The organism is Diaphorobacter sp. JS3051 (assembly GCF_015832135.1).
Lineage (GTDB): Bacteria > Pseudomonadota > Gammaproteobacteria > Burkholderiales > Burkholderiaceae_C > Diaphorobacter > Diaphorobacter nitroreducens.
Genome location: NZ_CP065406.1, coordinates 80,515 through 105,335, shown reverse-complemented (window position 1 = coordinate 105,335; position 24,821 = coordinate 80,515). Strand labels below are relative to the sequence as shown.

At 66.8% G+C, this 24,821-nt stretch carries 23 protein-coding genes and 1 pseudogene; 7 read left to right on the top strand and 17 right to left on the bottom strand.

All coding sequences use genetic code 11. The features are described from left to right. Positions 1–79 precede the first annotated feature (79 nt). From hemC to galU, 7 genes are all read left to right on the top strand, one after another. Positions 80–1,012, top strand: coding sequence for a hydroxymethylbilane synthase (hemC, locus tag I3K84_RS00555; RefSeq protein ID WP_196995290.1), 933 nt, complete (start codon positions 80–82; stop codon positions 1,010–1,012). Positions 1,013–1,014: 2 nt separating this feature from the next. Beyond that, a complete protein-coding gene (locus I3K84_RS00550; protein ID WP_196995289.1) occupies positions 1,015–1,833 on the top strand; it encodes a uroporphyrinogen-III synthase in 819 nt (272 codons plus the stop codon). Continuing rightward, positions 1,823–2,899 carry a uroporphyrinogen-III C-methyltransferase gene (locus I3K84_RS00545; RefSeq protein WP_172207465.1) on the top strand — a complete coding sequence of 359 codons (1,077 nt, stop codon included), beginning with the start codon at positions 1,823–1,825 and terminating at the stop codon, positions 2,897–2,899. Before I3K84_RS00550 ends, I3K84_RS00545 begins: the two co-directional genes overlap by 11 nt. Positions 2,900–2,922: 23 nt before the next feature. Then, positions 2,923–4,206 carry a heme biosynthesis HemY N-terminal domain-containing protein gene (locus I3K84_RS00540; protein ID WP_047350532.1) on the top strand — a complete coding sequence of 428 codons (1,284 nt, stop codon included), beginning with the start codon at positions 2,923–2,925 and terminating at the stop codon, positions 4,204–4,206. A 178-nt stretch (positions 4,207–4,384) separates the two neighbouring features. Next, complete coding sequence (locus I3K84_RS00535; protein ID WP_011806047.1) at positions 4,385–5,005, top strand: VOC family protein; 621 nt, start codon at positions 4,385–4,387, stop codon at positions 5,003–5,005. A 135-nt stretch (positions 5,006–5,140) separates the two neighbouring features. Further along, positions 5,141–8,008, top strand: coding sequence for a valine--tRNA ligase (locus I3K84_RS00530; protein WP_196995288.1), 2,868 nt, complete (start codon positions 5,141–5,143; stop codon positions 8,006–8,008). Between the two features lie 78 nt (positions 8,009–8,086). After that, a complete protein-coding gene (gene galU, locus I3K84_RS00525) occupies positions 8,087–8,974 on the top strand; it encodes a UTP--glucose-1-phosphate uridylyltransferase GalU (RefSeq protein WP_011806049.1) in 888 nt (295 codons plus the stop codon). Positions 8,975–9,084: 110 nt separating this feature from the next. On the opposite strand, the gene I3K84_RS00520 is transcribed toward galU, so the two are convergent. The 17 genes and pseudogenes from I3K84_RS00520 to I3K84_RS00440 form a co-directional block, all read right to left on the bottom strand. Beyond that, positions 9,085–9,312, bottom strand: a complete 228-nt coding sequence (locus I3K84_RS00520; protein WP_011806050.1) for a sulfurtransferase TusA family protein — start codon at positions 9,310–9,312, stop codon at positions 9,085–9,087. 5 nt (positions 9,313–9,317) lie between these two features. Continuing rightward, positions 9,318–9,881 carry an NUDIX domain-containing protein gene (locus I3K84_RS00515; RefSeq protein WP_011806051.1) on the bottom strand — a complete coding sequence of 188 codons (564 nt, stop codon included), beginning with the start codon at positions 9,879–9,881 and terminating at the stop codon, positions 9,318–9,320. A 115-nt stretch (positions 9,882–9,996) separates the two neighbouring features. After that, entirely contained in the window at positions 9,997–10,902 is a 906-nt protein-coding gene (cysM, locus tag I3K84_RS00510) for a cysteine synthase CysM (RefSeq protein ID WP_047350540.1), read from the bottom strand. 611 nt (positions 10,903–11,513) lie between these two features. After that, positions 11,514–11,757: pseudogene (locus I3K84_RS00505) on the bottom strand (DUF2274 domain-containing protein). After that, positions 11,754–13,016 carry a TrbI/VirB10 family protein gene (locus I3K84_RS00500; RefSeq protein ID WP_013517130.1) on the bottom strand — a complete coding sequence of 421 codons (1,263 nt, stop codon included), beginning with the start codon at positions 13,014–13,016 and terminating at the stop codon, positions 11,754–11,756. The pseudogene I3K84_RS00505 and the gene I3K84_RS00500 overlap by 4 nt, the downstream one beginning before the upstream one ends. Position 13,017: 1 nt before the next feature. Then, positions 13,018–13,998 (bottom strand): P-type conjugative transfer protein TrbG, encoded by a 981-nt coding sequence (trbG, locus tag I3K84_RS00495; protein ID WP_013517131.1) that lies wholly within the window; start codon positions 13,996–13,998, stop codon positions 13,018–13,020. After that, entirely contained in the window at positions 13,995–14,699 is a 705-nt protein-coding gene (trbF, locus tag I3K84_RS00490; RefSeq protein ID WP_013517132.1) for a conjugal transfer protein TrbF, read from the bottom strand. Before trbF ends, trbG begins: the two co-directional genes overlap by 4 nt. A gap of 18 nt (positions 14,700–14,717) precedes the next feature. Continuing rightward, positions 14,718–16,052 (bottom strand): P-type conjugative transfer protein TrbL, encoded by a 1,335-nt coding sequence (trbL, locus tag I3K84_RS00485; RefSeq protein WP_013517133.1) that lies wholly within the window; start codon positions 16,050–16,052, stop codon positions 14,718–14,720. Positions 16,053–16,064: 12 nt separating this feature from the next. Further along, entirely contained in the window at positions 16,065–16,790 is a 726-nt protein-coding gene (gene trbJ, locus I3K84_RS00480) for a P-type conjugative transfer protein TrbJ (protein WP_013517134.1), read from the bottom strand. Continuing rightward, on the bottom strand, positions 16,787–19,222 hold the full coding sequence (gene trbE / locus I3K84_RS00475; RefSeq protein ID WP_059894160.1) for a conjugal transfer protein TrbE: 2,436 nt from the start codon (positions 19,220–19,222) through the stop codon (positions 16,787–16,789). Before trbE ends, trbJ begins: the two co-directional genes overlap by 4 nt. Positions 19,223–19,231: 9 nt before the next feature. Beyond that, positions 19,232–19,504, bottom strand: coding sequence for a VirB3 family type IV secretion system protein (locus tag I3K84_RS00470; RefSeq protein ID WP_013517136.1), 273 nt, complete (start codon positions 19,502–19,504; stop codon positions 19,232–19,234). Then, a complete protein-coding gene (locus I3K84_RS00465) occupies positions 19,501–19,878 on the bottom strand; it encodes a TrbC/VirB2 family protein (RefSeq protein WP_013517137.1) in 378 nt (125 codons plus the stop codon). The genes I3K84_RS00470 and I3K84_RS00465 overlap by 4 nt, the downstream gene beginning before the upstream one ends. After that, positions 19,875–20,909 (bottom strand): P-type conjugative transfer ATPase TrbB, encoded by a 1,035-nt coding sequence (trbB, locus tag I3K84_RS00460; protein WP_013517138.1) that lies wholly within the window; start codon positions 20,907–20,909, stop codon positions 19,875–19,877. The genes I3K84_RS00465 and trbB overlap by 4 nt, the downstream gene beginning before the upstream one ends. After that, positions 20,906–21,352: a CopG family transcriptional regulator gene (locus tag I3K84_RS00455; protein WP_013517139.1), complete on the bottom strand. Its 447-nt coding sequence runs from the start codon at positions 21,350–21,352 to the stop codon at positions 20,906–20,908. Before I3K84_RS00455 ends, trbB begins: the two co-directional genes overlap by 4 nt. Beyond that, a complete protein-coding gene (locus tag I3K84_RS00450) occupies positions 21,349–23,349 on the bottom strand; it encodes a conjugal transfer protein TraG (protein ID WP_041715981.1) in 2,001 nt (666 codons plus the stop codon). The genes I3K84_RS00455 and I3K84_RS00450 overlap by 4 nt, the downstream gene beginning before the upstream one ends. 218 nt (positions 23,350–23,567) lie before the next feature. Next, positions 23,568–23,840, bottom strand: coding sequence for an EexN family lipoprotein (locus I3K84_RS00445; RefSeq protein WP_009523287.1), 273 nt, complete (start codon positions 23,838–23,840; stop codon positions 23,568–23,570). 35 nt (positions 23,841–23,875) lie between these two features. Continuing rightward, positions 23,876–24,769 (bottom strand): LysR substrate-binding domain-containing protein, encoded by an 894-nt coding sequence (locus I3K84_RS00440; RefSeq protein ID WP_013517141.1) that lies wholly within the window; start codon positions 24,767–24,769, stop codon positions 23,876–23,878. Between the last annotated feature and the right edge of the window lie 52 nt (positions 24,770–24,821).

Here is a 24,821-nt window from a genome sequence, read left to right as displayed (position 1 = left end):
CGCGGCTGTTGCAGCGCAGCATGCTAGCATTCCCCGCTGCCCCGCCGCCGTGCCTGCGGGGGCCGAGACAGACGCCGCAATGACCACTCCCTCCCCCTCGCTTCCTTCCATCGTGATCGCCACGCGCGAAAGCCAACTCGCGCTCTGGCAGGCCGAGCATGTGCAGTCCTTGCTGCGCGCGCGCGGCCACGCCGTGGCGCTGCTGGGCATGACCACGCGCGGCGACCAGATCCTGGACCGCACGCTGTCCAAGGTGGGCGGCAAGGGCCTGTTCGTTAAGGAGCTGGAAGTGGCGCTGGAGGAAGGCCGCGCCGACATCGCGGTGCATTCGCTCAAGGACGTTCCCATGGAGCTGCCCCAGGGCTTCGCCCTGGCCTGTGTGATGGAGCGCGAGGACCCGCGCGACGCCTTCGTGTCGCCCGGCTACGCATCGCTGGACGAGCTGCCCCACGGGGCGGTGGTGGGCACGTCCAGCCTGCGCCGCCAGGTGCTGCTGCAAGCGCTGCGCCCCGACCTGCAGATCGAGCCGCTGCGCGGCAACGTGCAGACGCGCTTGCGCAAGCTGGACGAGGGCCAGTACGCGGCCATCGTGCTCGCGGCCGCAGGCCTGAAGCGCTTGGGCCTGCACGAACGCATCCGCGCCGTGTTCACGCCCGAGCAGATGCTGCCCGCCGCTGGCCAGGGCGCGTTGGGCATCGAGATCCGCGGCGACCGCCACGACCTGCGTGAGGCGCTGGCGCCGCTGGCCCATGAGCGCACCTGGCTCACGGTGACGGCCGAGCGTGCCGTAAGCCGCGCCATGGGGGGGAGCTGCTCCATGCCGCTGGCCGCGCATGGCCAGTGGGACGGCGACACGCTCTCGCTGCGCGCCGCCTGGGGCGACGTCGCGGCCCGGGTGCCGCTGGTACGCGCCGAGGGCGTGGCCCCCGTGCATACGCTGGAGCAGGCCGACGCGCTGGGACTGGCCGTCGCCGCACAGCTGCGCACTGCGGGCGCGGTGGGAGCGCTCTGACCTTGCCCGTGCCGCCGCCCCGGGCCATCGTCACGCGCCCCGCGCGCGAGGCCACGCAGTGGGCCGCCGATCTGCAGGCGCGCGGCATCGCCGCGCTGGCGCTGCCACTCATCGCCATCGGCCCGGTGACCAACCCGGCTCTGCGCGAGGAACTGCAACAGGCCCGCGCATGCGTGGACCGCTACTGCGCGGTGATGTTCGTGAGCGGCAACGCGGCGCAGTATTTCCTTGAATCAAATATGCCTCTAGCGCTTTCTGGACAAGCGTTAGCAGCTACCAAAACGAGAGTATGGGCTCCCGGCCCCGGTACCGTGGCGGCACTCGTGCAGGCCGGGGTTGCGCCCGAGCGCATTGACGCTCCCGGCGCCGACGCCGCGCAGTTTGACTCCGAAGCCCTGTGGCAGGTGGTCGCGCCGCAGATCGGCCCGGGCGACCGCGTGCTCATCGTGCGTGGAGCCAACGCCCCCACGGCCGAGGGCGGCAACGGGCGCGAATGGCTGGCCCGGCAGATCGCCGCTGCGGGTGGCGCGGTGGACTTCGTCGCCGCGTACGAGCGCGGCGCACCCTGCCTCGACGCCCAGCAACTGGTGCTGGCGCAAGCAGCCGCCAGCGACGGCTCGGTCTGGCTGCTGAGCAGTTCCGAGGCCATCGCCAACCTGCGTGCTGTGTTGCCCGCGCAACACTGGGGCATGGCCCGCGCCCTGACCACCCACCCGCGTATCGCGCAGGCCGCACGTGCGGCCGGCTTTGGCAGCGTGCACGAATGCCGTCCGGCGTTCGATGAAGTGGCAGCCTCGATAGAATCGCTTTATGAGCAATGAGTCCTCATCCGGGCTGCCCGCACCGGCGCCCGCCGCTCCCCGGCCCGCCGCGGCCCACGGCGGCCGCGCGACCCTGTTCGCGCTGAGCGCCATCGCCATTGCCGCGCTGGCCAGTTCGGTGATGCTGTGGCAGCGGCTGTCGTCCATCCAGGAGCAGTTGGCACGCCAGTCGGCCGACTCCGGCGCCCAGGCCATCGAGGCGCGCACCATGGCCCAGCAAGCGCAGGAGCTGGCGCGCGAGACCTCCACGCGCCTGGCCGTGGCAGAAGCCCGCGTGAGCGAAGTCGCGCTGCAGCGCAGCCAGCTGGAAGAACTCATGCAAAGCCTCTCGCGCACGCGCGACGAGAACCTGGTGGTGGACGTGGAAGCCGCCATCCGCCTGGCGCAGCAGCAGGCCCAACTCACGGGCAGCCTGCAGCCCCTGGTGGCCGCGCTCAAGAGCGCGAGCCAGCGCGTGGAGCGCGCATCGCAGCCGCGCCTGGCGCCCGTGCTGCGCGCCATGGGCCATGACCTGGAGCGCCTGGAGCGCGCCAACGTCATCGACACTGCGGGTCTGCTCGGCCGCCTGGACGACCTGGTGCTCCAGGTGGACGAGCTGCCCCTGCTGGGCAGCGTGGCCCAGGCAGCCAGCATGCGCCGCCCGGCGGGCGAGGCGACGGCGCCCGCCCCCGCCGCGAGCACCGCCAGCCAGCCGCGCTGGCAAGCCACGCTGCACCGCACCTGGGAAGGCGTGCGCGACGAGGTGCGCGGCCTGGTGCGCGTGAGCCGCATCGACCATCCCGACGCAATCCTGCTCGCCCCCGACCAGGCCTTCTTCCTGCGCGAGAACCTCAAGCTCAAGCTGCTCAATGCACGGCTGGGCCTGCTGGCGCGTCGCATGGATTCGGCGCGCGCCGACCTGGCCGGCGCCTACAGCGCGCTGGGCAAGTACTTCGATCCTGCCTCGCGCCGCACGCAGAACGCCACCGCGGCCCTGCAGCAGCTGCAGGCGCACATGAAGACCGTCGAAATGCCCGCGCTGGAGGACACCTTCGCCGCGCTGGCCACGGCCGCGGCCGGCCGTTGACCCGCCCCTAGGACACTCTGCCCATGCGCGCAGCACTCTGGTTCCTGGCCCTGTTCGGTGTGGCCGTTGCCGTCGCCCTGTTTGCGGGCAACAACCAGGGCACGGTCACGCTGTTCTGGCCGCCCTACCGCATCGACCTGTCCCTCAACATGGTGCTGATGCTGCTGTTCGGCGGCTTCACGCTGCTGTACGCGGCGCTGCGTGCCCTGGCGGCGCTGCTGGAGCTACCCATGCAGGCGCGCCGCTGGCGCCTGCTGCAAAAGGAGCGTGCCATGCACGGTGCGCTGCTGGATGCGCTGTCGCAGATGCTGGGAGGGCGCTTCCTGCGCGCCCGCAAATCCGCGGAATCCGCGATCGCGCAGGAGCGCGCCCTCGAAGACGCCAAGGAAGCCCTGCCCCATGGCCGTCGGCTGCGCACGCTGGCCCACATGGTGGCCGCGGAAAGCTCGCATGCGCTGCAGGACCGTGCCACGCGGGAAGCACACTTGCAGCAGGCGCTGGACAACATTCCCGATCGTGCGGTCGCCATCGAGCAGGAATTGCGCGAGGGCGCGCAGCTGCGCGCTGCACGCTGGTCGCTGGACGAGCGCGACGCCACCACCGCGCTGGAGCGCCTTTCCGTCCTGCCGGCCGGCACGGCGCGCCGCACGCTGGCACTGCGCGCCAAACTCAAGGCATCGCGCCTGTCGCACCAGACCGAGCAGGCGCTGGAAACCGCCCGTCTGCTGGGCAAGCACCACGCCTTTTCGCCGGCCGCCGCCGAGAGCATCGTGCGCGGCCTGGCAATGGAACTGATCAACGGCGCCTACGACCCGGCCCAGTTGCAGCGCATCTGGCTGGGGCTGGAGCCCCATGAGCGCGCCATGCCCGAGATTGCCGTGCATGCGGCGCAGCGCCTGGGCCAGTTGGGCGGCGATGCGATGCAGGTGCGCGCATGGCTTCTGCCGGTGTGGGAACGCATGACGGACCCCGCTCAGCCCCCGCTGCCCGATGCCCAGGTGCTCAAGCTGGTGCGCGCGCTCGAGGGCAGCCTGCAGGCGCTGGATGCCAACTGGCTGGCGCGCATCGAGTCCGCCCAGCAGGCGGCTCCGCGCAACGCGCGTCTGCAATACCTGTCGGCCAAGGCCTGCCTGCAGCGCAACCTGTGGGGCAAGGCCCAGCAACTCTTCACCCAGGCCGCTCAGCAGCTTCCCGATGCGTCGCTGCGCGCCAGCGCTTGGCGCCATCTTGCCGAGCTGGCCGAGCAGCGCGGCGACGCAGAGGCCGCCGCGGATGCCTGGAAGAAAGCCGCCCAGGCGAACGCCTGAGCACCACTCCCCCTTTCCCGTTTGAAGCCACCGGCCGCCTTTGCCGCGGCGGCTGCGCCATGCCTGCTGGACAGCGGTTTTTCAGATTCACTTAACGCAAATCAATTACGAACAGTAGAATTTCACGCACTTCTTCATATCAGCATGCGCCCTGGCGCCCTATCCCGGAGACAACGCCATGACTGCTCCCCACGACACCCTCCCGCCCCCCGCCGCCATCCAGCAGCTGCACCACTACGCCTACAAGGCGCGCGACGCGGAGGAGACGCGCCACTTCTACGAGGACATCCTGGGCCTGCCGCTGTACCACATCATCCAGAGCGACTACGTGCCCAGCACGGGCGAGTACTGCCCCTACACCCACTTCTTCTTCCGGCTGCAGGACGGCTCGTTCATCGCGTTCTTCGACCTGGGCGACGACGTGAAGCCCGAGCCCTCGCCCAACACCCCCCCGTGGGTCAACCACATCGCCTTCCGCGTGAACACCGTGCAAGAGCTGGAGGACACCAAAACCCGTCTGCAGGCACACGGTGTGCAGGTGCTCGGAGTGACCGACCACCACATCTTCAAGAGCATCTACTTCTTCGACCCCAACGGCATCCGGCTGGAACTGTCGGCCCAACTGGCCGACACCGCGCAGATGCAACGCGAAAGCACCACCGCCCACGCCCGGCTGGCCGAGTGGACGGCGCGCAAAGAGCAATGGCGCAAGGAACGCGCCGGCGGCCATGCCAGCGCGCCGCTCAAACCCCAGACCAACGACCGCCCCGAATTCGTGCCCACCACAGGGTCTGAGTAAAAAAGCGCCTCCAGCGCTTATCCAGCAAGCGCAAGCAGCTATCAGTATGGAAGCATGGCGGTAACCGAATAAAATGCCCCCATCCTCCGAACCACTGCCCAGGCGGCATCCCACGGGATGCCGTTTTTCATTGCCATGAGCGACACGATCGAACAACCCGGCCTGAACAGCCTCTCCAAGTCCTTTGAGCCCGCCGCCCTGGAGGCCCACTGGGGCCCCGAATGGGAAAAGCGCGGCTACGGCGTGGCAGGCTACCGCGGCACGGGCGCGGCGCAGGCCGGGCAGCCGGCGTTCGCCATCCAGCTGCCTCCGCCCAACGTGACGGGCACGCTGCACATGGGCCATGCGTTCAACCAGACCATCATGGACAGCCTGACGCGCTACCACCGCATGTTGGGGCACAACACCGTCTGGGTGCCGGGCACCGACCACGCGGGCATTGCCACACAAATCGTCGTCGAGCGCCAGCTGCAAGAGCAAGGCGTGAGCCGCCATGACCTGGGCCGCCCCGACTTCGTGAAGAAGGTGTGGGAGTGGAAGGAAAAGAGCGGCAACACCATCACCACCCAGATGCGCCGCCTGGGCGACAGCGTGGACTGGAGCCGCGAGTACTTCACCATGGACGAAAAGCTCTCCAAGGTGGTGACCGACACCTTCGTGAAGCTCTACCAGCAGGGCCTGATCTACCGCGGCAAGCGCCTGGTGAACTGGGACCCCAAACTGCAGTCCGCCGTGTCGGACCTGGAAGTGGAGAACGAGGAAAAAGACGGCTCGCTGTGGCACATCGCCTACCCCCTGGCCGACGGCAGCGGCCAGCTGGTGGTGGCCACCACCCGCCCCGAGACCATGCTGGGCGACGTGGCCGTGATGGTCCACCCCGAGGATGAGCGCTACGCGCACCTGATCGGCAAGATGGTCAAGCTGCCGCTGTGCGACCGCGAGATCCCGGTGATTGCCGACGCCTACGTGGACAAGGAGTTCGGCACCGGCGTGGTCAAGGTCACGCCCGCGCACGACAACAACGACTACCAGGTGGGCCAGCGCCACAAGCTGCCCATGATTTGCGTGCTCACCCTGCAGGCCACGGTGAACGAGAACGCCCCCGCCAAGTACCAGGGCATGGACCGCTTCGTGGCGCGCAAGGCCATCGTGGCCGACCTGGAGGCCCAGGGCCTGCTGGTCGAGACCAAGAAGCACAAGCTGATGGTGCCCATTTGCACCCGCACCGGCCAGGTGATCGAGCCCATGCTGACCGACCAGTGGTTCGTGGCCATGAACAAGGTGGCCCAAGAAGGCACGGGCGACGCCACCGGCAAGAGCATCGCGCAAAAGGCCATCGACGCCGTGGCCAGCGGCCAGGTGCAGTTCGTGCCCGAGAACTGGGTCAACACCTACAACCAGTGGATGAACAACATCCAGGACTGGTGCATCAGCCGCCAGCTGTGGTGGGGCCACCAGATCCCCGCCTGGTACGACGAGGACGGCAATGTGTACGTGGCCCGCAACGAGCAAGAGGCCCAGGCCCAGGCCCCCGGCAAGACGCTGACCCGCGATGCCGACGTGCTCGACACCTGGTACTCCAGCGCCCTGGTGCCCTTCAGCACCATGGGCTGGCCAAACCAGACCGACGCTGCCACCGACGACTACAACCTGTACCTGCCCAGCAGCGTGCTGGTCACGGGCTACGACATCATCTTCTTCTGGGTCGCCCGGATGATCATGATGACCACGCACTTCACCGGGCGCGTGCCGTTCAAGCATGTCTACATCCACGGCCTGGTGCTGGACGCACAGGGCAAGAAGATGAGCAAGTCCGAGGGCAACGTGCTCGACCCGGTGGACCTGATCGACGGCATTGCGCTGGAGCCGCTGCTGGACAAACGCACCCAGGGCCTGCGCCGCCCCGAGACCGCGCCCAAGGTGCGCCAGAACACACAAAAGGAATTCCCCGAGGGCATTCCCGCCTATGGCGCCGACGCGCTGCGCTTCACCTTCGCCGCGCTGGCGTCGCTGGGCCGCAGCATCAACTTCGACAGCAAGCGCTGCGAGGGCTACCGCAACTTCTGCAACAAGCTGTGGAACGCCAGCCGCTTCGTGCTGATGAACTGCGAGGGCTACGACTGCGGCATGGACACCGCGCAGGGCTGCACTGAAAGCTACCTGCGCTTCAGCCAGGCCGACCGCTGGATCGTCTCGCAGCTGCAACAGGTCGAGGCCGAAGTGGCCAAGGGCTTCGCCGAGTTCCGCTTGGACAACGTGGCCAACACCCTCTACGACTTCGTCTGGAACGAGTTCTGCGACTGGTACCTGGAAATCGCCAAAGTGCAGATCCAGACTGGCAACGAGGCGCAGCAGCGCGCCACGCGCCGCACGCTGATCCGCGTGCTGGAGGCCATCCTGCGCCTGGCGCACCCCGTCATCCCCTTTGTCACCGAAGCGCTGTGGCAGGTAGTGGCCCCGCTGGCGGGCCTGAAGGGCGACTCCATTGCCATCGCCGCCTATCCGCAGTCCCAGCCCGAGAAAATCGACGAGGGCTCCATCGCCTACGTGGCGCGCATCAAGCAGGTGGTGGACGCCTGCCGCACGCTGCGCGGCGAGATGGGCGTGTCGCCCGCACAGCGCCTGCCGCTGCTGGTGGCGGGCGACGCGGACTTCATGCGCGACATCGCCCCGGTGCTGCAGAACCTGGCCAAGCTCAGCGAGGTGAAGGTGTTCGACGACGAGGCCGCCTGGGCCCAGGCCGCGCAAAGCGCGCCCGTGGCCGTGGTGGGCGACGCCCGCCTGGCGCTGTTCGTGGAGATCGACATCGCTGCTGAAAAGGCCCGCCTGTCCAAGGAGGCCGCGCGCCTGTCCGGCGAAATCGCCAAGGCCAACGGCAAACTGGGCAACGAGGCTTTCGTGGCCAAGGCCCCGCCGGCCGTGATCGAGCAGGAAAAGAAGCGCGTGGCCGACTTCGGGGCCACGCTGGCGCGCATCCAGGAGCAGCTCGCGCGCCTGGGCTAAGATCAGCCCGATCACCGGACAAGGGCGCTGCAGGCGCCCTTGTTTTTACCCGGCACCCTTTTTCGTGAGGCACCCGACTTGAACGCACCCACCCGTGTCCGCAAGGCCGTCTTTCCCGTCGCGGGGCTCGGCACCCGCTTCCTGCCCGCCACCAAGGCATCGCCCAAGGAGATGCTGCCGGTGGTGGACAAGCCCCTGATCCAGTACGCGGTCGAGGAGGCCTACGAGGCCGGCATCCGCGACATGGTGTTCGTCACCGGCCGCAGCAAGCGCGCGATCGAGGACCATTTCGATACCGCGTACGAACTGGAGAACGAGCTGGAGAACGCCGGCAAGCGCGAGATGCTCGCGCTGGTGCGCAGCATCGCGCCCGACGACATGAACTGCCTGTTTGTGCGCCAGCCACGCTCGCTGGGCCTGGGCCATGCCGTGCTGTGCGCCGAGCCCCTGGTGGGCAACGAGCCCTTTGCCGTCATCCTGGCCGACGACCTGATGACCGGCGAGCCCGGCGGCCCCGGCGTGATGGCGCAGATGACGGCCGCTTTCGCCAAGCAGGGGCGCTCGCTGCTGGCCGTGCAGGAAGTCCCGCTGGAGCACACCAAGCGCTACGGCATCGTCAAGGGCGAGAGCGCCGGCGGCGCGCTGATCCGCGTCGACGAGATCGTGGAGAAGCCCGCACCCGAAAAGGCACCGTCGCGCATGGGCGTGGCCGGCCGCTATGTGCTCACGCCGCGCATCTTCGAAGAGATCCGCAACCAGCCGCAGGGCGTGGGCGGCGAGATCCAGCTCACCGATGCGATCGCGCGCCTGATGCAGCACGAGACGGTGTATGCCTACCAGTACGCCGGCAAACGGTACGACTGCGGCAGCAAGGAAGGTTTTTTGGAGGCCACGGTCGAACTGGCACTGCAGCACCCGCAGGTGGGCCCACAGTTCCGCGAATACCTCCAATCCCTGGCGCTGTAACGCACCGCCGGGACGGTGCCCCTGCCCGCCGCCCGGGCATGGGATTCCTGTTTTGATAGCTACCAGCGCTTACCCAACAAGCGCTGGACGGCTATTTAGCCATTAATCACTCAGCGACGGCGCAGCACGTGGATGAATTCTTCGCCCACGGTCTGTTGTTCGACCAGCTCGTTGCCGGTCTGCCGGGCAAACGCCTGGAAGTCGCGCAGCGAGCCGCTGTCGGTCGCCACCACCTTGAGCAGCTGGCCGCTCGCCATGTCGGCCAAGGCCTTCTTGGCCTTGAGGATGGGCAGGGGGCAGTTCAGGCCCCGGGTGTCGATTTCCTTGTGGATGTCCATTTTTCTCAGTCCTTCGGCGCGTCCAGTCCGCGGCGGCGCTCTGCATTTTCCTCGGCGGTGAAGAACACCGGCTCGTGGCCGCGCGAGCGCAGCCAGTCGGCCAGCGCATAGCCTGTGCCCGCGGGCCAGCACTTGAGCTGGTCTGGCTCATAAAAGCGGTGCTCCAGCAGCTCCGGCGACAGGCGCACCTCGCCTTCGGCCCGTACATGGTAGGCGATGATGACCTGGTTCATGCGCATGAACTCATACACGCCCACCAGCTGCACACTGCGCGCGTCCAGGTTGGTTTCTTCCTTGACTTCGCGGGCAATGCCGTCCTCGGGCGTCTCGCCAGCCTCCATGAAACCCGTGATCAGCGCGAACATCTTGGGTGGCCACAGTGCATTGCGCGCCAGCAGCACGCGGCCGTCCACCTCCACGATGGCCGCCAGCACGGGCGTCGGGTTGTTCCAGTGCGTCCAGCCGCAGGCGGGGCAGCGCAGGCGTTCCTTCTCGCCGCTGTCCTCAATGACCACGATGGGCGCCAGCGCCGTGGCGCAGTGGGTGCAATAGCGGGTTTCGTACGACATAGCGATGCTCCTCCAGCATGCGCCATGGCCGTCACAGCGCTCCGTAATTGATAGCTGCTCGCGCTTGACTACCGGGCGCCAGCGGCCTTATTGATGCCCACTGTGATCTTCACGTTCACGCCGGGAAGACGCCGGTGGAGAGGTAGCGGTCGCCCCGGTCGCACACCACGAAAACGATGGTGGCGTTTTCCTCGCGCTGCGCGATCTGCTGCGCCACCCAGCAGGCGCCGGCTGCGGAGATGCCGGCAAAGATGCCCTCTTCGCGCGCCAGGCGCCGTGCCATGTCCTCGGCATCGTCCTGGCTCACCAGCACCAATTCGTCCACCAACTGGGGCTCGTAGATCTTGGGCAGGTATTCCTCGGGCCACTTGCGAATGCCCGGGATACGCGAGCCTTCCTGCGGCTGCGCACCCACGATGCGCACCGCGGGGTTCTTCTCGCGCAGAAAGCGCGCGACGCCGGTGATGGTGCCCGTGGTGCCCATGGCGCTCACGAAATGGGTAATGCGCCCCTCGGTCTGCTCCCACAGTTCGGGGCCGGTGGTCTCGTAGTGGATGCGGGGGTTGTCCGGGTTGGCAAACTGGTCCAGCACCACGCCCTTGCCCTGCGCCACCATCTGGTCGGCCAGATCCCGCGCGTATTCCATCCCCCCGCTTTTGGGCGTGAGAACCAGTTCCGCGCCGAAGGCCTTCATGGTCTGCGCGCGCTCCACGGACAGATCCTCCGGCATGATCAGCACCATGCGGTAGCCCTTGATGGCCGCAGCCATCGCCAGGGCAATGCCGGTGTTGCCCGACGTCGCCTCGATCAGCGTATCGCCGGGTTTGATCTCGCCGCGCTCTTCGGCCCGGCGGATCATCGACAGTGCCGGCCTATCCTTCACCGAACCCGCCGGGTTATTGCCTTCCAGCTTGCCCAGAATGACATTGCCGCGTGCCGCGTTGTCCTGTGCACCGATGCGCTGCAGTGCGACCAGCGGCGTGTGTCCGATCGCGTCTTCAATGGTGGGGTAGGTCTTCATACCGCGTTACTGTGCCATAATTTGCGACTTCGCTTTCGCGCCTGCCCGGGTGGTGAAATTGGTAGACGCAGGGGACTCAAAAATAGGGACTTCTACGTAGTTCTTGCTTGAGGCCACTGCCTGCCAAGCCGCATGGGACAAGGGATTGAGTGATAAATCGCCTCTTGATCGAGATGCCTGCATTTCGAGCCAGGAGTCAGCTAGGAGCCAGGACGATGCAAGCTGGCTCCCAGTGAGGAGTAGATAGTTGAAGTAGCATCGTGCGTCATGCCCGAGTGGTGAAATTGGTAGACGCAGGGGACTCAGACCAAATTTGAGCCCTCGGAGGGAAACCCCCGAGGTGAAGCCCGTCAAACTCGGCGAAGGCCCTGGACGATCAGTCCGAGCTAATACCGAGCCAAGCCCTGGAGCCGAAAGGTTCCTCGGAAGGTGTAGAGAGCAGACGGCGGGCACCTAAAGCCGAAAGGCTATGGTGAAGGCGTGCTCCAGCCCACGAACGTCGTTTCTTCGGAGACGGCGGCGGCGAAAGCCGAAGTGGGAAGAAAATCCCCCGCCGCAAGGCGTGCCGGTTCGATTCCGGCCTCGGGCACCAATTCGAAAGCCGCCCCTGTTCACGCAGGGGCGGCTTTTTCGTTCTTGGCCTGCCTGCGCCTGAACGCCCTATCCCCCGCCATGAAGGCTTCCAGCATGTGCGGGATCAGCGTCATAACATCGACCGTCTCGCCATACGCCTGCGCGTGCAGCGCGGCGTAGCGGTCGTAGGTCAGCTTTCAGGCTAACCGGGCACGCAAAGGTCAGCTTGACGCTCTCGGTCTTGGGCAGCGGCCCGAGCCGCAGCTTCTTGGTCGTGCTCATCGAATGGCTCCACGCTGGAAGAACATCGGCTGGTACGGACGCAACACCAGATCGCGGTTAGCGATGATCCGCACCGGCAGGCCGGGCCGTTCAGTCAGCGTTGGCTGGATGTTCATGTTGCGTCGGGTCATTTCCTGGCCAACCTGGTTGATGCTGTCCTGCGCGCTGTCGCGCCCGGCGATTACGATGCGATTGCCATCCTGCCGGTTCTCCGGCGCGGCCAGCTCGGCGCCCACGCCCAGCATCGTCGTCAGCGCAGCACCGGCGACGATGCGGCTCCAGTGGTAGTCCACACCGTCTTCCAGGCCGGAATAGCCGGCCGGATCGGTACCCACGAGGTTGTCCAGCGTCAGCGAGGACGTGTCCGGCAGGATGATCCGGTTCCACACCACCTGAACCCGGCTCTGCCCATAGCTGACCTGGCTGTTGTACTTGCCCAGGATGCGCGACCCCTGCGGGATCAAAAGGAACTTGCCCGTGGCCGTGTCGTAGACCGGCTCCGTCACCGTGGCGATCACGTCGCCCGGCAAGTCCGACTTGATGCCCGTCACCAGCGCGCCGGCGATCACCGTCCCGGCCATCACCTGATACGGCGAGGACGGCATTTTCAGATTCCCGGAATTGCGGGTCTCCGTAGAGCCGCCCTTCAGGAACGCCTCTTTTTGGTCTTGCCGGTTTTGCACAGCGGTCGGGTCGGCAGGCTGAGCCGCCGTCGAGGCTGGCCCGGCGGCCAGCGGGTCGAAGCCCGCCAAGGCCGATGCTTGGCCAGCCGCAGCGACTTGCGCAGTCGCTGGCGCGGCGGTCTTGCCAGGCGTGCCCGAGCGGAAGAACACCGAGGAAGCTGCTGCCGCTTCAGCTTCCTTGCGCCGTGCATCCTCCGGGTCGTGGCCCGGCGGCGCGTAGGTGGGCGCCACGGGCTGCTGCGACTTCACGATGGCCGGGCCAAGGTCGCCCGGCAGCGGCGGCCCCAGTTCCGGCACCTTCGGCAGCTTGGAGTAATCCGAAGGCAAGCCATCCAGCCCTTCGGACTTCGACACGCGATCGACGTTGTACAGCTCGGTCTGCTCACCCGCGCGCCGGTGCGGCTGCAATGACCAGATCGTAGCCCCGAGCACGGCGACCGACAGGCCGCCGGTGAGCATGACTAGCGTGCGCCGGTTCAGGCGTGTGACCGGGCGCGGCTGGGCGCGCAGCGCCACCGCCTCGGGCACGACCTTGCCCGCCTGCGGTGCAAGGTCAGGGGAATCGTCCTGGCTCATGTCAATTCCTCCTTGTGCCGTCCGTGCGCTCAATCCGCACCACGTCGCCCTTGTCCCCGCCCAGGCGCAGTTCGGCCGCGCCGAACAGGCGATCCACGATGTAGTACGGCGAGCGGAAACGGTAGTTCACCAGTTGCCCGTCACCTTGCGCGCCGATGACGAACAGCGGTGGCAACTCGCCCTGGGCGATGCCCGGCGGGAACTGGATATAGACCTTCTCGCCATCATCGAAGGCGCGCAGCGGTTTCCACGGCGGGTTGCTGCCACTGACCGCGTAGCGGAAACGGATCTTCTCCAGCGATAGCCCGCTATCGACCGGCGCGGCGGCGCTGGCCGCCTGCGCCTGGCGCTGCAAGGCCAGCATCTTGTCTTTCGGATACTCCCAGGACACCGACGCCATCCACGTCTTCTCGGTCGAAGTCAGCTCAATCAGGTACGTGCGCCGGCTGGTCGTGATGACCAGATTGGTCTTGAGGCCCGAGCGGATCGGCTTGACCATCACATTGACGCGCAAGGCGTCGCCGCTGCCGCTGGACGTGTCGCCCACGATCCAGCGCACCGTGTCGCCAGCAGCGACAGTCACCAGTTCCTCGCCCGGCTGGAGCGCGATCACCGTCACGCGGCCCACGGCCGCATAGACCTGATATAGCGCGCCGTCCGTGAAGGGCCACACCTGGATTGCGTTGACGTAGCCCTCGCGCGTCGGCGCAATGCGCGCTTCGGCATTGGCGCGGGACACGCGCACGGTTTCATCGGCGGGTTCTGCGGCGGGCTTGGCATCCGGCACAGGCTTCATCTGAGCCGGCATCGGCAGCACTTGCGGCATGGCCACCACCTCCACCGGCGCAGGCGGCTCCGGTAGCGGCTGCGCCTGCACCGGCTCATCGAGCGAGATGGACGGCGGCGGCTTGCCCTGCGTGGCGCAGGCCGACAGGGCAAGCAGGATCACCGGCAAGACGGATTTACGGAAAAGATCATTCATGGTTTTGCTCCTTCGTTTCCTTCCAGTTCGCGGCTCCACGACAGCCCGTTGACGTAGATGCCCAGGGGGTTCTTGCGCACACGCTGCTCGGTGCGCGGCGTCTGCTGCACGATGGAAACCACCGCGTTCCAGCGTTCAGTGCGATCCAGCGCACCGTTCACGAAGCGCGTCTCCGTCCAGCGCACGTTGAAAGACGTGTCGCTGGCGCGGGTCACGCTGGTGATCTGCACCGTCACCGACTCCTTGCCGATGCGCGCGAACGGATCGTTCACGCGGGCGTACTCGTTGAGCACCACGGCGCCTTTGTCGGTGGTGTAGTCATAGGCATCCAGCCAGTTCTGCCGCACCACGATGGGGTCGATGGACAGCGAGCGCACCAGGCCGATGAAGCGGCCCAGGTGATAGGCCACCTGGGCATCACTGGGCTTGTAGGGCGCGGCGGCTTCGCCCACGGCGCGCACCTGGCCCGCGTTGTCCACCTCGATGACGTAGGGCGTCACGATGGACTGCGCGGAACGCCAAACCAGCCCGCCCGCCATCAGCACGGCCAAGGTGAGGCAGCCGAAGGCCATGAAACGCCAGTTCTTCGCCTGCACGCGGGTCGAGCCGATGCGCTCGTCCCACACCTGTGCGGCGGACTGGTACGGGGTGGCAGGCTGCGGCGTGTCGGCGTAGCGCACCTGCGGTCGTTTGAATTGCATGGGTGTTCTCCTTGAGGATCAGGAATCGGAATCGCGCAGGCTCGGCCCCTGGCTGGAGCTGCCGCCGTCGCCCCCGCGCAGCGTGTGGGCGGCTGTCGTCGCGGCGTGGGTGAGTTGCTGCCTGCGATGCAGGCGCTTGGCCCAGGCGGGTTGCTCGACGGGCGGAGATGAACCAGCAGCGTCAGGCCCGGCGGATGCAGCGCTGGATGCCTGCGCGTCGTCAGGCCCAAAAGCCGCCGCCATGCGCTCTTTCATCGAGCGCGCCCCGTCGGCAACCTTCTGCCCGGCCGCCCGCGCGCCAGTCTTGGCGACATTGCCTACGCCAGCGGCGGCACCCTTGAGGCCGCCACCGGCCGAAGCGGAGCCCGCCTGATATGCCGACCTGGCAATGCTGGCGGTTGATGTCATCGAGCGGGCGGCTGCGGGGGCCATGCGCGCTCCGGCCGTCACGGCACTACCGACGCCCGCAGCCGCGGCACCGACCGCCACAGCGGTTCCGGCTGCGCCGATGGCGGCACCAGCCATCGCGCCTGCGCCAAGCTGCGGCCCACCCGATACCAAGCCCGTCGCGATGCCCGGCCCAAAGATGCCCAGGGCCAGCATCGCGAGCGAGGCCAGCATGATGACCAATGCCCGGTCGATCGACGGCTCCGAGCCGGCCGGTATGTTGAACTCGGAGAACAGCCCTGAGCCGATGCCCACGATCACGGCAAGCACCAGCACCTTGATGCCCGACGACACCACGTTGCCCAAGACCTTCTCGGCCAGGAACGCTGTCTTGTTCCAGAGGGCGAACGGCACCAGCACGAAGCCCGCGAGCGTGGTCAGCTTGAACTCGATCAGCGTGACGAAGAGCTGCACCGCCAGCACGAAGAAGCTGACGATGACCACCATCCATGCGAAGAACAGCACGACGATGGGCATGATGTGGATGAACACCTCGGGGAAGCCCGCCATCTCCTTGATCTGCTCAAGAATGGGCGCCCCGGCGTCGATGCCCACCTTGGCGAGCCGTCCCGGCTGCAAGAAGTTGCCCAAGCTCAAGGTCGAGCCGCTGGCCGTCAGGCCCAGGCCCGCGAACGAGCGGAACACCGCGCTGGCGAGCATGTTGAAGTTGCCGATGATGTAGGCGAAGGCACCGACATAAAGCACCTTGCGGAGCAATTTGGAGATCACGTCCTCGCCCTGGCCGGAGGCATGGCCCATTGCCCAGAACAGCCCGGCGAGCGTCATGTCGATGACGATCAGCGTGGCCGTGAGGAACGCCACCTCGCCGTGCAACAGCCCAAACCCCGAGTCGATGTAGCGCGAGAAAACATCGAGGAAACGGTCGATGACCGAAACGTCGTTCATGGCCCGACCCCGTCAGCGGCTATAAAAATCGACGGTCTGAGGCGTGTACGGCGTGCCTCCACCCAAGAAGCGCCGGTTCACCTCGCGGCCCCGCTCCACAGCGGCGGCCTGCCGCGCCAGCTCTAGCGAAGCGGCACGATCCTGAGTGATGTTCAGGCGCTGTGTCTGGATGGACTGCTTGGCCTGCAAGGCCAGAAGCTGGTTGGTGGCTTGCATGGCCTGCAAAGCACCCACGGCCGATTGGCTCTTGCCCACGAGGTCGGCCAGCACGCTTTCGTCATCGCTCAGGTTCTGCGATGCCTGGGCCTGCATCTGCATGGTGGTCTGCAAGCCATTGAGCGTGTTCTTCCAGCGTTCCTGCGCGTCGCGGTACATCTGGTTGCCGCTCACCGTGGCGGCGTATTGCTCTGGATACAGGCGCTGGAACTCCCGATCCAGATTCGTCACGTCATAAGCCAGGCCTCGGGCCTGGGCGATCAGCCGCTGGGTGGTCGCCAGGTTGGCGCGTAACTGGCCGACCACGCTGGACGGCAGGCTGGCCAGGTTGCGCGCCTGGTTACGCAGCATCTGCGCCTCGTTCTCAAGCTGCTTGATCTGGTTGTAGATCTGCTCCAGCGTCTGGATGGCCGTCAGCGTGTTCTGGATCAGGTTCGTAGGGTCGATCACGACCCATTGCGCATGGGCAGTGGCGGTGCAAAGCATGGCCGCGACGGCGGCGGCGAGTAGACGCCTTTTCATGATGGGTTCTCCTGGAGGTGGGTGGACGGGAACGTGGAAAGCAGGTCGGCGGCCCAATGCAGGCCGCGATGGCGCAGCCACGCGGCTGCAAACGGGGTGACAGCGGATGAAGCGGCGAGCACCGCGTCGATGTCGCGCTGGTCTTGCGGTGTGGACGCACCCGCGAAGGCGAGCGCCGCCGGCCCCAAGTCGAGGTCGAACAGGCGGTTTCCGAGGCGGGATTGGTAGTAGTAGTCGCGCTTGGGCTGCCCGGTAGCGACGATCTCGATCTGGCGGCTGTTGAGGCCGAAGCCTTCGTAGATAGCTCGGATTTGCGGCTCGGTCGCCTGCGGGTTCGGCAGAAAGATGCGGCTCGCGCAGCTTTCGATGATCGCGGGCGCGATGCTCGAATCCTTGATGTCGGCCAGGCTCTGCGTGGCGAAGATGACGCTGACGTTCTTCTTGCGCAGCGTCTTGAGCCACTGGCGAATGCGCGCCGCAAACACCGGGTCATCGAGGAACAGCCACGCTTCATCGAGGATCAGCAGCGTGGGCGCACCGTCAAAGCGTTCATCGAAGCGCGCAAAGAGGTAATGCAGCACGGCCATGACGGCGGCCTTGCTGTGCATCAGCTCCTCCATCTCGAAGCACTGCACGTCGGCCATGCCCAGCCGATCATGGTCGGCGTCCAGCAGCTTGCCGTGCGCGCCACCCAACACATAGGGCGCGAGCGCCTGCCGCAGCGAGTTCGATTGCAGCAGCACCGACAGACCCGTCATCGTGCGCTGCTCCACGGGCGCACCAGCGAGACTGCCGAGCGCCGACCAGATGGCAACCTTCTCGTCGGGGCCGACCGCGACACCTTCGTGCCGCAAGCGCCCTTCGATCCATTCGGCCGCCCAGGTGCGGTAGCCCTCACGGTCGATGCGGGCCAGCGGCTGGAAAGCAATCTCGCCATCCATCCCGAGGTCGTAGTGCTCGCCGGCCAGGCCCAGGATCGTGGCGCGCATCGAGCGCCCCATGTCGAAGGCGAAGATGCGTGAGCCGCGATAACGCCGAAACTGCATCGCCAGCGTAGCGAGCAGGACGGACTTGCCCATGCCGGTCGGCCCGGCCACCAGCGTGTGGCCCACGTCGCCGATGTGCGTGACCAGCCGGAATGGCGTCGCGCCTTCGGTGCGGGTCACGATCAGCGGCGGGCCGTCGAGGTGGGAGTTTTTCTCCGGCCCGGCCCATACGGCGGACACCGGCATCAGGTGCGCCAAGTTCAGCGTGGAGACGATGGGCTGGCGGACGTTCGCGTAGGCGTGGCCGGGAATCGACGACAGCCACGCCTCCACCGCGTTCAAGGTCTCGGGGATCGTCACGAACCCACGCCCTTGAATCACCCGTTCCACCATGCGCAGCTTCTCGTCGGCCTTTGCCGGGTCGGCGTCGAGCACCGTCACCGTGGTGGTGACATACCCGAAGGCCACCTGGTCGCTGCCCAGCTCCTGCAACGCTGCGTCTGCATCGGCCGATTTGTTGCTGGCGTCGGTATCAACCAGCGGGGTTTCCTGCTGGAAGATGGTTTCGCGCAGCAGCGCGATGACGTTCTTGCGCTTGGCGAACCATTGGCGGCGCAGGCGGGAAAGTTCCTTTTCCGCATCGGCTTTGTCCATGCAGAGGAACCGGGTTGACCAGCGATAGCCAAAGCCGAGGCGGGTGAGGTCGTCCAGAATCCCCGGCCAGGTCGAGGTCGGGAAGCCCCGCACCGACACCACGCGCAGGTGCTGGTCGCCCAGCATGGGCGCCAGGCCGCCAACCAGTGCGGAATCCGTCAGCAGCGCGTCGATGTGGAATGGCACTTCGGGCACGCTGACGCGGTAGCGCCGCGTGGAGATGGTCGAGTGCAGATAGGTCAGCGTCTGGCCGTCATCGAGCCAGGCGATTTCCGGCATCACGCCATCGAGCAGGTCGAAGACGCGATCGGTTTCCGCCACGAAGGCCGTCAGGCGCTCGCGCCAGTCCACGCCTTCGGTGGGCCGGTTCTCGTACAGCATCCCCGCCGCGCGGGCGCGCGATTCCTCGGGCGGCAGGTACACCAGCGTCAGGTGGTAGCCGCTCTCGAAGTGGTTGCCCGAGTCCTCGAACGTAGCGCGGCGTTCCTCGTCCACCAGCCACGAAAGCGGCTCGGGAAACTCCGAGTGCGGATAGTCGGCGGCGGCGCGGCGCTCGGCCTCGATGAACAGCGCCCAGCCCGAACCGAGCCGGCGCAGCGCGTTGTTCAACCGCGCAGCCGTGGCGATCAGCTCGCCCTGCGTTGCGCTATCGAGGTCGGGGCCACGAAAGCGCGCCGTGCGCTGGAAACTGCCGTCCTTGTTCAGGACGACGCCCGGCGCAACCAGTCCAGCCCAAGGCAGCCAGTCGGCCAGCAGCGCGGGCCGCTGGCGGTATTCGGCAAGGTTCAGCATGGCATTCCCTCACACGTCCAGCAGCGGCCGGTGCTTGATGTGCCGCGCGAACACGGCCATGAACTGCGGATCGACTCGGGCACCCCACACCGCCAGCGAATGGCCGGCGATCCACAGCACCACGCCGGGAATCCACAGTTGCAGGCCCAGGCCCACGGCGGCGGCCAGCGTGCCGTTGGTGATGGCCACGGTGCGCGGAGCGCCGCCCATCAGGATCGGCTCGGTCAGAGACCGATGTAGCGGCACCTCGAAGCCGGGCATTCCATCGTGCGGGCCGTTCATACGACGGCCCCACCGGAGAAGCTGAAGAACGACAGGAAGAAGCTCGAAGCGGCGAACGCGATGGACAGGCCAAACACGATCTGGATCAGCTTGCGGAAGCCGCCCGAGGTATCGCCGAAGGCCAGCGCCAAGCCCGTGGCGATGATGATGATGACTGCGACGATGCGCGCCACCGGCCCCTGGATGGATTCGAGGATAGATTGCAGCGGTCCTTCCCAGGGCATCGAAGAACCGGCGGCCTGCGCAGTACCTGCGAGCAGCAGCATGAAGGCAGCGAGCATCAAGCCCTGAATGGCCGGGCGAGCCAAGCCATGCAGCCGTGCGGGCCGAGGAAGCGGATTTGCGGAAATACGGAAAGCATCAACGTGCGTCATGGAAGTTCTCCAGAGTGGTCAGGGGACGGGGAGGAAAGGTCGGACTGCGGCAGCAGCTCCGGGAATGGAGCCTCAAGCGCATCCGCCAGGTGGTAGCCCACGCCATCGAAGCCGATGACGCGGGCGATGCTCTCGATGCGGCGCTTGCGCCCGCGCCCAGCGATGTGGATGACCACATTGACCGCTTCCGCGATCAACGCACGGGGCGGGTTCACCGCCACTTCGAGGATCAGTTGCTCCAAACGCAGCAGCGCGCCCAGCGCGGAGCCGGCATGGATCGTGGCAATGCCGCCCGGATGGCCTGTACCCCACACCTTGATGAGATCCAGCGCTTCGGCGCCGCGTACCTCGCCGACGACCACGCGATCCGGGCGCAGGCGCATGGACGAACGCACCAACTCGGTCATGGACACGACGCCCTGGCGTGTGCGCAGCGGCACATGGTCGCGGGCCGCGCATTGCAGCTCCACAGTGTCTTCGAGCACCAGCACGCGGTCGCCCGTGGCGGCGATCTCCGCCAGTAGCGCATTGGCCAAGGTGGTCTTGCCGGTGCTCGTCCCACCTGCGATCAGGATGTTTTGGCGCTCGCGCACGGCGCGCACCAGCAGACCCGCCTGCGCGGCGGTCATCATTCCGTCCTCGATGTAGCGCGACAGCGGGATCACGCCAAAGGCGCGCTTGCGCAAGGCGAAGGCCGGCCCCGGTGCGGCGGGCGGCAAGATGCCCTCGAAGCGCTCGCCCGTCTCGGGCAGCTCCGCCGTCAGGAGCGGCTGACCGCGATGCACCTCGGCGCCGACGTGGGCCGCGACGAGGCGGATGATGCGTTCACCGTCCGCCTCGGACAGCTCCACACCCATCGGTGCGCGACCCGACGAAAGCCGGTCGATCCACAAGGTTCGATCCGGGTTCAGCATGACTTCCACTACGTCGGGGTCTTCCAGCGCGGCGGCGATCAGCGGCCCCATTGCCGTGCGCAGCATCTGGATGCGGCGATCCAGGGAAACGGCGGTGAAGGAAGGAACGGCGCTCATGACGCGCGCTCCTGCGCGTCGTCCATGCGTGCCGGGTCTGGATGCAGTTCTTCCACCACGTCCCGCACCAGACTGCGACCGCGCAGCAAATGCCGCCCGAGTTGTTCGACGAACTGCTCGAAGCGCGCCTTGCCCTGGGCGCGCGCTGCGTCCTGATGCGCTTCGGGCACGGGCGTGCTCACCGTGAGGAAGTAGCGGATGAACAGTGCCAGCGTCTCGATCTGGATGTTCAGGTCGCGCTCCATGCGCTCGGCGTGCCGTGACAAGCGATCCAGGCGCTTGGCAATTGCTGCTTCGCGCTGGTCGGCGGCATCGGGCGACAGCCACGATGCCAAGGCGGCAGCGACGATGCTGGACTTGGATACGCCTTTCTTGGCGGCCAGTTCGTCGAGCCGCTTGCCATGCTCAGGCTGGATGAACACGTTGAGGCGGTGTTGGGTCATAGGTCGATTCCGTCGTCAGGGTCGAGGGAAGCCAGCCGGGCCGTGCGCTGCATGGCCGGATCAAGCTGGCGCGGAAGGGGAAGCGGCAAGTCGTCGTCGTCATCGAGCAACCCGAGGTCGGCTGCGGGCGCGGCCAGCTCGGGGTCGTAGGCGACGGTTTCGGAGAGTTCAGGCTGACGGCGCGGGCCGCCTTCATCCGTGGAACCCAGGCCATCGGCGGATGCCGTGGCCGGTGCGGCGGGCACGGCGGGGATCGCCAGCCCGCTCCAGTCGTCCGGGCGTAGCGGCGGCGCGTCGGCGTACTGACCGCCTGCAAGCACAGGCGGCGGCAGCACGCGGCGCTTGAAATTGGCGTCCGCGTAGTAGCGCAGCTTCTTCGCCTTGATCGGTGCCACGCTGGACACCATCACCACGGCCTCGTCGGGCGGAAGCTGCATGACTTCACCCGGCGTCAGCAGCGGACGCGCGGTTTCCTGGCGCGACACCATCAGGTGGCCCAGCCACGGCGCAAGCCGGTGGCCCGCGTAGTTGCGCTGGGCGCGCAGCTCGGTGGCCGTACCCAGCGTCTCGGAGATCCGCTTGGCGGTGCGCTCGTCGTTCGTGGCGAACGTCACGCGCACATGGCAGTTGTCGAGGATGGAATGGTTCTGCCCATACGCCTTGTCGATCTGGTTGAGCGACTGCGCGATGAGAAAGCTGCGGATGCCGTAGCCCGCCATGAAGGCCAGCGCCGTCTCGAAGAAGTCCAGGCGCCCCAGCGCCGGAAACTCATCGAGCATCAGCAGCAGCTTGTGACGGCGCTCGATGCCATCGGAGCCATCGAGCGATTCGGTGAGGCGCCGGCCGATCTGGTTGAGGATCAGGCGAATGAGCGGCTTCGTGCGCGAAATGTCCGAAGGCGGCACCACCAGGTACAGCGACACCGGATGCTCGGCCGCGATCAGGTCGGCGATGCGCCAGTCGCAGCGCGATGTGACTTCGGCCACCGTGGGGTCACGGTACAGGCCGAGGAACGACATGGCGGTGCTCAACACGCCGGAACGCTCGTTGTCCGATTTGTTGAGCACTTCGCGCGCGGCCGACGCCACCACCGGGTGCGAGCGATCGCCCAGGTGCAGGGTCGTCATCATCCGGTGCAGCGTCAGCTCGAACGGGCAAGCCGGGTCAGACAGGAAGTTGGCGACGCCGCACAGCGTCTTGTCCTCGCCGGCATAGAGCACGTGCAGAATCGCGCCGACCAGCAGCGCATGGCTGGTCTTCTCCCAATGATTGCGTTTCTCTAACGCCCCTTCGGGATCGACCAGAATGTCGGCGATGTTCTGCACGTCGCGGACTTCATGCACGCCGCGCCGCACTTCCAGCAGCGGGTTGTAGGCCGCTGACTGGCTATCCGTCGGGTTGAACAGCAAGCAATGCGAAAAGCGCGAGCGCCAACCGGCGGTGATCTGCCAGTTCTCGCCTTTGATGTCGTGGATGACGGCCGAAGCTGGCCAGGAAAGCAGCGTCGGCACCACGAGGCCCACGCCCTTGCCCGAGCGCGTGGGCGCGAAGGTCAGGATGTGTTCCGGGCCTTCATGGCGCAGGTACTGGTGGTCGTGCTGGCCGAGGAACACGCCGGTCGGCTGCGTGAGGCCGGCCTTGCGAATGTCATCCGCGTTCGCCCAGCGGGCCGAGCCGTAGGTCGTGACCAGGCGCGATTGCCGCGAGCGCCAGATCGACATGCCGATGGCGACCACCACCGCCAGCAATCCGCTGCCGCCTGCGATGGCGCCGCCGGTGTCGAACACGCGCGGCGCATAGGCATCGAAGACGAACCACCACTCGAACAGCCGCCACGGGTGATAGACCGGCGTACCGAAGAAATCGAACCAGGGCGAGCCAAGGCGTAGCTGATAGCCCAGGGCGGCGGCTGTCCATTGCGTGGCGCTCCACACCCCAGCGATCACGATGCCGAACACCACGGCAATCTGACCGAACAGCACGTTCGTTCCCTGCATCATCCAGCCTCCGATCGCGGCACAGGCATGTGCCGCCCTCGTGAGGATCAGTGCCGCTGGGCGTGCCGGTCAAAGACCGTTATCGGCAGGTTGATGCCGCAAAAAGCATGGTTTCCGGCAGGGAAGAACTGGGGCGAAAGACCGCCACAACGGGCGCGCTGCTGCGCAGCGCGCAAAAAGGCGCAGGCACGCGCAGGTGCGTTGCGGCAAACCGACCATCAGAACTTCGGCGGTTCCTTCGGCGGCGTATAAGGCACCTTGCCGTCACCCAGGAAACGCCGGTTCGTCGCCTCGGCCACTCGGTTGCACAGCACGTCGCCCATCGTCGGACGATCCGTCTTGCACTGCTGGCGCAGTTCTCGCAAACGCACGGGGTCAGCAGCCAGTTCCTCCACGCTGGGCACGGCGGCGGGCTTGGACGGCTCAGACTTGCCGCAGGCGACCAGCAGAACTGCTAGCGACGACATAGCGATGATCTTGGATAGGTTCATGGCTTGAATCCTCCGAAGTGAAACGGGGCCAATGGCTAAGCGTCTCCCGGTCCCAGGGCTTCGACCCGCTCGATAAAGCGGGCCAGCGCCTGCGACGGCTCGGCGTCGCGGCGCAGCAGATAGGTAGTGAGCATGGGCGACTTTCCCGCGAGCGGTCGGCCTACCACGCCCGGCTCGCGGCTGGAAGCGATGTGCGCGGCGCCTGCGAGCCCCAGCGCCAGGCCGGCCGACACGAAAGTCATCATCACGTCGAACGTGGCGACGTACTGTTCGATCAAGGGCTCTCGGTCCTGCTTGCGCAGGATGCGGTCGATCTGCTTGGCATGGCCTTCGCAAACTGCCGGGTCGCCCAACACCAGGGGATGTTGCAGCACTTCATCCAGCGGCACCCGCCTGTGGGCCAGTAGTTCATGGCGCGCGGGCATGGCCACCATCAGCTCGTCCTCCCAGGCGGGTTCGATGATGATGCCGTCGCCCACCTCGTCGGCCATCGAGAAGCCCGCGTCGTATAGATCGTCACGCAGGCCGCTGAGTTGCTGGGCCAGCGGCACCTCGAACAGGCGGATCTCGATCTCCGGGTCTTCCTCGCGGCAGCGCGCCAGCAGCGCCGGCAGGCGCGAGGGGGTGATGCCGTCGGACAGCGCCACGCGCAACCGGCCGTGAAAGCCATTGGCTGCCGCCTTCACGCTCTCACGCGCCTGGTCCAGCGCCAGCAGCACGCGAGGCGCGTTCTCCATCAGCAGCTTGCCCGCCAGCGTCAGGCGCGTGCTGCGGCTGGTACGCACGAACAGTTGCGCGCCCAATTCCTCTTCCAATTCCCTGATGGCGCGCGACAGTGGTGACTGTTCGATATGCAACCGCTCCGCAGCGCGGGCGAAGTGAAGCTCTTCGGCAACGGCCAGAAAGTACCGGAGGTGACGCAATTCCATGAGTCGATGTCCCTGTAAAGCTTGAAGGAGTCTGTCGTGGTGCCGTAACGGC

Coding starts and splice junctions, on each gene's coding strand:
- hemC (WP_196995290.1), top strand. CDS start 80: ATGACCACTCCCTCCCCCTCGCTTCCTTCCATCGTGATCGCCACGCGC.
- I3K84_RS00545 (WP_172207465.1), top strand. CDS start 1,823: ATGAGCAATGAGTCCTCATCCGGGCTGCCCGCACCGGCGCCCGCCGCT.
- I3K84_RS00540 (WP_047350532.1), top strand. CDS start 2,923: ATGCGCGCAGCACTCTGGTTCCTGGCCCTGTTCGGTGTGGCCGTTGCC.
- I3K84_RS00535 (WP_011806047.1), top strand. CDS start 4,385: ATGACTGCTCCCCACGACACCCTCCCGCCCCCCGCCGCCATCCAGCAG.
- I3K84_RS00530 (WP_196995288.1), top strand. CDS start 5,141: ATGAGCGACACGATCGAACAACCCGGCCTGAACAGCCTCTCCAAGTCC.
- I3K84_RS00520 (WP_011806050.1), bottom strand. CDS start 9,312: ATGGACATCCACAAGGAAATCGACACCCGGGGCCTGAACTGCCCCCTG.
- I3K84_RS00515 (WP_011806051.1), bottom strand. CDS start 9,881: ATGTCGTACGAAACCCGCTATTGCACCCACTGCGCCACGGCGCTGGCG.
- cysM (WP_047350540.1), bottom strand. CDS start 10,902: ATGAAGACCTACCCCACCATTGAAGACGCGATCGGACACACGCCGCTG.
- I3K84_RS00500 (WP_013517130.1), bottom strand. CDS start 13,016: ATGAGCCAGGACGATTCCCCTGACCTTGCACCGCAGGCGGGCAAGGTC.
- trbG (WP_013517131.1), bottom strand. CDS start 13,998: ATGAATGATCTTTTCCGTAAATCCGTCTTGCCGGTGATCCTGCTTGCC.
- trbF (WP_013517132.1), bottom strand. CDS start 14,699: ATGCAATTCAAACGACCGCAGGTGCGCTACGCCGACACGCCGCAGCCT.
- trbL (WP_013517133.1), bottom strand. CDS start 16,052: ATGAACGACGTTTCGGTCATCGACCGTTTCCTCGATGTTTTCTCGCGC.
- trbJ (WP_013517134.1), bottom strand. CDS start 16,790: ATGAAAAGGCGTCTACTCGCCGCCGCCGTCGCGGCCATGCTTTGCACC.
- trbE (WP_059894160.1), bottom strand. CDS start 19,222: ATGCTGAACCTTGCCGAATACCGCCAGCGGCCCGCGCTGCTGGCCGAC.
- I3K84_RS00470 (WP_013517136.1), bottom strand. CDS start 19,504: ATGAACGGCCCGCACGATGGAATGCCCGGCTTCGAGGTGCCGCTACAT.
- I3K84_RS00465 (WP_013517137.1), bottom strand. CDS start 19,878: ATGACGCACGTTGATGCTTTCCGTATTTCCGCAAATCCGCTTCCTCGG.
- trbB (WP_013517138.1), bottom strand. CDS start 20,909: ATGAGCGCCGTTCCTTCCTTCACCGCCGTTTCCCTGGATCGCCGCATC.
- I3K84_RS00455 (WP_013517139.1), bottom strand. CDS start 21,352: ATGACCCAACACCGCCTCAACGTGTTCATCCAGCCTGAGCATGGCAAG.
- I3K84_RS00450 (WP_041715981.1), bottom strand. CDS start 23,349: ATGCAGGGAACGAACGTGCTGTTCGGTCAGATTGCCGTGGTGTTCGGC.
- I3K84_RS00445 (WP_009523287.1), bottom strand. CDS start 23,840: ATGAACCTATCCAAGATCATCGCTATGTCGTCGCTAGCAGTTCTGCTG.
- I3K84_RS00440 (WP_013517141.1), bottom strand. CDS start 24,769: ATGGAATTGCGTCACCTCCGGTACTTTCTGGCCGTTGCCGAAGAGCTT.